The 5,453-nt window shown below is 44.3% G+C and carries 11 protein-coding genes; 10 read left to right on the top strand and 1 reads right to left on the bottom strand.

Annotated features, from left to right (window positions below; genetic code table 11):
- Positions 1-64 precede the first annotated feature (64 nt).
- Positions 65-256, top strand: a complete 192-nt coding sequence (locus EBR25_12200) for a hypothetical protein (GenBank protein NBW41746.1) — start codon at positions 65-67, stop codon at positions 254-256.
- 34 nt (positions 257-290) lie between these two features.
- Here EBR25_12200 and EBR25_12195 read toward each other — a convergent pair whose 3' ends face one another.
- Positions 291-494 carry a hypothetical protein gene (locus EBR25_12195; protein NBW41745.1) on the bottom strand — a complete coding sequence of 68 codons (204 nt, stop codon included), beginning with the start codon at positions 492-494 and terminating at the stop codon, positions 291-293.
- A gap of 326 nt (positions 495-820) precedes the next feature.
- Between EBR25_12195 and EBR25_12190 the strand changes: the two genes are divergently transcribed.
- From EBR25_12190 to EBR25_12150, 9 genes are all read left to right on the top strand, one after another.
- On the top strand, positions 821-1,087 hold the full coding sequence (locus EBR25_12190) for a hypothetical protein (protein NBW41744.1): 267 nt from the start codon (positions 821-823) through the stop codon (positions 1,085-1,087).
- An 83-nt stretch (positions 1,088-1,170) separates the two neighbouring features.
- The gene (locus tag EBR25_12185) at positions 1,171-1,494 is read left to right on the top strand and encodes a hypothetical protein (GenBank protein ID NBW41743.1); all 324 of its coding nucleotides are present in this window, start codon (positions 1,171-1,173) and stop codon (positions 1,492-1,494) included.
- A gap of 311 nt (positions 1,495-1,805) precedes the next feature.
- Positions 1,806-2,021, top strand: coding sequence for a hypothetical protein (locus EBR25_12180; GenBank protein NBW41742.1), 216 nt, complete (start codon positions 1,806-1,808; stop codon positions 2,019-2,021).
- A gap of 139 nt (positions 2,022-2,160) precedes the next feature.
- Positions 2,161-2,754: a hypothetical protein gene (locus EBR25_12175; protein NBW41741.1), complete on the top strand. Its 594-nt coding sequence runs from the start codon at positions 2,161-2,163 to the stop codon at positions 2,752-2,754.
- Between the two features lie 204 nt (positions 2,755-2,958).
- Positions 2,959-3,171, top strand: coding sequence for a hypothetical protein (locus tag EBR25_12170; GenBank protein ID NBW41740.1), 213 nt, complete (start codon positions 2,959-2,961; stop codon positions 3,169-3,171).
- A gap of 43 nt (positions 3,172-3,214) precedes the next feature.
- A complete protein-coding gene (locus EBR25_12165) occupies positions 3,215-3,403 on the top strand; it encodes a hypothetical protein (protein ID NBW41739.1) in 189 nt (62 codons plus the stop codon).
- A 69-nt stretch (positions 3,404-3,472) separates the two neighbouring features.
- Positions 3,473-3,766, top strand: coding sequence for a hypothetical protein (locus tag EBR25_12160; protein NBW41738.1), 294 nt, complete (start codon positions 3,473-3,475; stop codon positions 3,764-3,766).
- Positions 3,767-4,179: 413 nt separating this feature from the next.
- Positions 4,180-4,650, top strand: a complete 471-nt coding sequence (locus EBR25_12155; GenBank protein ID NBW41737.1) for a hypothetical protein — start codon at positions 4,180-4,182, stop codon at positions 4,648-4,650.
- Positions 4,651-5,067: 417 nt separating this feature from the next.
- Complete coding sequence (locus tag EBR25_12150; GenBank protein ID NBW41736.1) at positions 5,068-5,322, top strand: hypothetical protein; 255 nt, start codon at positions 5,068-5,070, stop codon at positions 5,320-5,322.
- The last annotated feature ends 131 nt before the right edge of the window (positions 5,323-5,453 follow it).

Here is a 5,453-nt window from a genome sequence, read left to right as displayed (position 1 = left end):
CACAAGGGATCTTGTGTTCTCATAAGATCCCTGCAATACTACATTTGTTCACGAGACATCATCAATGACTGAAACTCTCCTTCAACAAGAAGTTCTAGATTTTTTACTCCGACAGTATCACTTCACTGACGAACAGATTGATTTTCTGATGCGAATTGTGCGAAACAATGCACAGTTTGAAGATGGTGAAGATCGTGAGTTTATGGAAGAACTTGCGAATCAAATTGAAGACCAAATCGTAAATCACCAGGACTGACGCATGTAGAACTGTCACAAGGGATCTTGTGTTCTCATAAGATCCCTGCCATACTATGAAAGTTGAGAGGGAAGAAACAAAGGCGGTTTTCAACCACCCTGACAACTAGAAGCAGGGACATAAGGTTGATGTAAAAGCAATTACCGTGCCCTCTCAATACAATTTCAAAAACACACAGTTCTGATTTTTTATCAACGGTGAAACCATTTTTTGCATTTTTGAGTTGTATTGCAGTCATTGTGATTGCTGATGTCAGTTATCAATATCGATTTCTGACTTGTTCTCAACGAGCACCATTAGTTTCTCTTTTTTGTAATTGATCATGAAAACCATTCGCATTCAGGTTGAGACTTATGATGGTTGCAAAACCATTTGGTATGAAAAATCACGCTTAAAAGAACCGACAAAGACTATCAGTGAGCGTGTGATGGATCAACTTTCTGGATTGAATATTAAGAGAGTTGAAGTTAGTCTGGCACCTGCGACAGTCTGACAAGTGGCACAAGGGGGATTGCAAAGTCCCCCATCTTGCCCCATACTATAAAAGTCATCAGCAAACGCCCAATGAAAACACTCTACAAAATCATCGGCTTCGGTGAGAATGAGCACGGTTTCTTCAACCAGAAAGCGGTAAGTTCTACGATCGGGTATGCCTGTGGGATCTACAATGGTATGCTTTGGGATGATGATTACACTGGTGCAGTGATCATCAAGCAGGAACACGAAACCTGGCAGGTGATCCAGGAGTTTGGCACTGAAGGTATGTCCATTGAGTGTAATGCGTTAATGGGCTTCAGTGTCAAGAAAGCACCTACCCTTGTGATGGTGTGACACTCGTTTAACTGGCTCCTACAGGGGATTTTTTCGGAAATCTCCTGTAGACTATTTTTGTTGGAAATCCGTTTTTTTTCATCATGACAACCACCATCACCAACACTGTTACACTGGATTCTCTGGCTGAGACTTTTATTGATCAGTGTCTAGAGTATCTACATAAGAACTGTTACGATCGTAAGTCATTGGTTCAGGCAGCCACTGAAATCGAAAACGCCTTACATTCTCGTGATTGGTGTGAAGAAATCGATGGCATACAGTATCATGGTGAATCAAATCCTACTGATATTTGGATGGTTGGTAGTAATTGGTGGGATGCTTATGATGATCTAGAAACCACAGAAGAACAACAATATGTGATGAATTACATTAAAGATGTGTTCCCTGATGCTTGGCGTCCATAAGATCTAGAGTATCATGAGCCTGTGTGAGAGTATCACAGGCTCCTCTAGATTTTTCAAAAAATATGAAAAAATCGTTTTTTTAATTTCGTTTTTCGTTTTTTTTGATTTTTGTTATTCAATTATTTTATGGCAGGATGTTTGTGGCTTACTTATCGTCATCGGCCTTCGTAGCCTCTCTTGGTTGTTGATACAATCATAAGACCTAGACCGACCTTATGGCGATGGTGGTGTGCCACTTTTTTACTGTCACAATAAGCTTGATTTCTCTGAGAATCCATGGGATCATATAGAAGTAGTCAAGACAAGCACCAATGGCCAACACTACTGTCACCTTTGAAGTCGATGCAGCTGATGCCTATTGGGTACGAGCAGCATTGAGCGATTCTATGATCCGTTGGGGTGATCTTGCTCTTGCGGCGATTCGCGGTGAGCGATCTGACCTTAATAAAGAATCTTGTCTATTGATTCGCGATCGAGCTTATCGACTTTACAATGAGTTTACACAACAAGAAATGGAACAATCATAAGAATAACAAGGATCTTAAGATCCTTTTTTTATTATTATTCAATTATTTCAAGGCAGGATGTTTGTGGCTTACTTATCGTCATCGGCCTTCGTGGCCTCCTCTTCTCTTGTTGTTAGTAGTCTAGCAGATAAAGCGGCCAATGGAGCTGATCCTGGCCAGAAGAAACCAGTTTGACAACTGGCACAAGGTGGCTGGATCTGGCTGGCTGGTGGCTTCATACTATGGGAGTCCCAAACGGAACAGAGCAATGCTCACCGGATCCGACCTTCTGACCAAAGTCTCCGAACTGCAGGCCCAGAACGCCACACGCACCGACATCGTGCTCGCCTGTGGCTATGTCAAGCCTGACGGCAAGGCATCGTATGTGGCCTTCTATGAGGCACTGATTGAGGCTAAGACTCCACAATGGAAAAGCCAGCGCATTAAAGAAGAAACCGAAACTCATTTAGAGTTCGATGATGAAGAACAGGAAGAAAAGTTCCTGGAGCTTTGTGAGAATTATCCTCAAGAAGCCTTGGAGATTTATTATGAAAACATCGGCAATTTCGATGATTTTGAGGAAGCTTACATGGGAGAATACGACAGCGAGGCACACTTTACCGAGGAAATGGTAGCTAATTTCTCAGATACTCAAATTCCCAGCTGGATTGTGATAGATTATCAGGCAACCTGGGATAGTGCAATGCGTTTCGATTACTGGGAGGAAGATAACTACTTCTTCCAGAACATGTGATCATTTAGGGAGAGCAATCTCCCTTTTTTATTATTTCTTATTATTATTTCAAGGCAGGATGTTTGTGGCTTACTTATCGTCATCGGCCTTCGTGGCCTCCTCTTCTCTTGTGACCATAGTCTAGCAACGGCAGACTCTCCACTGTGGCAGTTCCAGCCAGTTCTAGCACTGGCACAAGACCCACATGACAGCCATGAAATCCTGATGTATCATAATGAAGTCAACCGGACAGAGCCCATGACCATCACACTTGACGCCAGAGACGCTAAGCTTGCGCTGTTGGCGCTGCACCGCTACTGGGACTCTATTCGTGCTAACGGATCGCAGAACACTTATGAGCGGATCGCTAGTTATGAGACTGCTGAGCTGATCCGCTTCCTGGAGACTGAGCTGAGAGCCATCAGCCTGGACAGCTGAGTCCTTCCATGCTACACTGATCAAGTCAACCGGACAGAGCCCAATGGCCACCATCACCCTGACAGACCAAGAGCTTAAGATCCTTGTGGATTCATTGGAGAGCAGTCGCATAGACTGGAGAGATTCGCTGTTTGATGCAGAACTAGGCTGCATTGGCGCTCCTAATGTCCAGGAAGCGCAGTCCAGGCTTCAGGATGTGGAAGCCATGCTCTGCAAGCTTAAGGCTGCCTGAAGCTCTCCAGGGAGGCTCACAGTAGCCTCCCAGCCATGCTACACTGATCAAGTCAACCGGACAGCCACCATGCCTGCCATCAACACTCTCGTCTCTGACATTAAAGCCAAGAAGGCTCAAATTGAACAGCTTAAGGCTGAACTTGAATCGGATCAACAGATCTTGATTGATCTTATCAAACAATCGGGCGAAACTAAGATCAAGACCGACAATGGCACTGCTATCTTATGTAAAGGTCGCAGAACTGTTGTTGTTACTGATCCTGCACTTAAGGCAGAGATTAAACTTATTCAAGAGCGAGGAGTTCGCACTGGTCGATGTGAAGAACGCATCGGCAAAGAATACTGCATGATTCGCGGGTGAATCACGATGAATTGGAATGAACTGGCGGAGAAAATCTCCGCAATGACTGAAGAAGAAAGAATGAAAACAGTCTCATTTGTTACATACGAAAAATGTTCTTTCGGAGATTATCATGAAATCATTGATATAGAATACGACTCGGGCGATCCTGTTCTTACTTCACGGTACTAGCTAGTCATAAGAGAGAGCATAATTGCTCTCTTTTTTATTCTTTTGTTCTTATTATTTCATGGCAGGATGTTTGTGGCTTACTGATCGTCATCGAGCTTCTTGCTCTCTCTTGGTTGTTGACATAATTCTAGCAGCCAGCAGAGCCAGCTGTGGCCGCGGCAACCAGTTGAATCACTGGCACAAGGCGGCTGGATCAGTCCCGAATCTGGGGTATCTTTAAGGAGTCGAAGGGAATCACCCCAATGAACACTGACCTTCAAGCCATCACCGCACAACTGGCCACTGTAGCAGAGTCTCTGACCACGCTGCAAGAGGCTCTGGCAGCTGTCCAGGCTCAGCAGGCCCAACAGTCTACCAAGGCCACCAGCAACGCTCTCGCGCCGTTCTCGGCCTTCCTGATGGTGGAGCTGACACCATACTTCGGCGGTGGTGGCGCTAAGCTGATCGTCGATCGTCTGAATCGCTGCAATGCGATCGGAGACTATCGTTATTTCATTCCCATCTACAAGATGGCCGGAGAAGATCTCGAAAAGCGTCAACTTTTGACTCTGATTTCTTCTGTTCATCGCTACAAGTTTGTCTACAGTAAGCATCACAATACACCACAAAAGTACAGCCTTAAGTCTAAGATCAAGTATGCAAAAGCTTGTCCCCATTGTGGTGCACTTGCTGCTGTTCTTTATGATCGTCTCGTGAAGGAGGGTCTTCTCTGATGCATCTTACTCAAACATACGACATAAAAACTAAAGAACTCTACTGGACTTTCAAAGATACCAACAATCACATTTGGTACTTTAAGTCTTATGAGGTCCAGTCTTTCGTTGACATTCGCCACCGCATTCTCCGATGATTGAATTACTTGCTGCTGCCTACATTATCGGTCAGGTTCAAACTGGCCCATACATCATCCGCACTGAGTATCTGAACGAAGATCATGAGGTTATTGTAATCGAGGAGGATAGAGAGTAGGTTTCACAGTATCACAGGCTCATAAAAAGGAGAGAGAAATCTCTCCTTTTTTTCGTATTTTTTTCGTTTTTTCGTATTTTTCGCTGTACCTTATGCCAGTCACCGAACTGGACCCAGAACAGTCTCACAGAGCCACAGAGACGCCTCTGAGAGGCTAGACTATGGGAGTCAACACGGAACGCACCATGGCCGCAATCACCGACAAGACCATCACCATCAACGGCATGAAGCACACTGTCACCGCAGTGAACGGCATGGATCGCGTGGAGATCAACAACGAACTTCACTACATTGGCGATCAAATCCTGAAGCTTAAGATGCAACAGGCTGCACTCATTGAAGCTCGAAACATGATCGACCAACACAATAAGGATCGAGATCTCGATGATCTTTTCCTGGAGATGTTTAGCCTCTGATAGTATCAGGAGCCTGTGCAAGAGTATCACAGGCTCCTCTACATTTTTTGAATTTTTGTAAAAAATCGTTTTTTTAATTTCGTTTTTCGTTTTTTTTTGGTTCTTATTATTCAATTATTTTATGGCAGGAT

The sequence above is a fragment of the bacterium genome (genome assembly GCA_009926305.1).
Classification (GTDB): domain Bacteria; phylum Bdellovibrionota_C; class UBA2361; order UBA2361; family RFPC01; genus RFPC01.
Note: the sequence above shows the minus strand (reverse complement) of the source record. Positions and strands in the feature narration are given on the sequence as shown.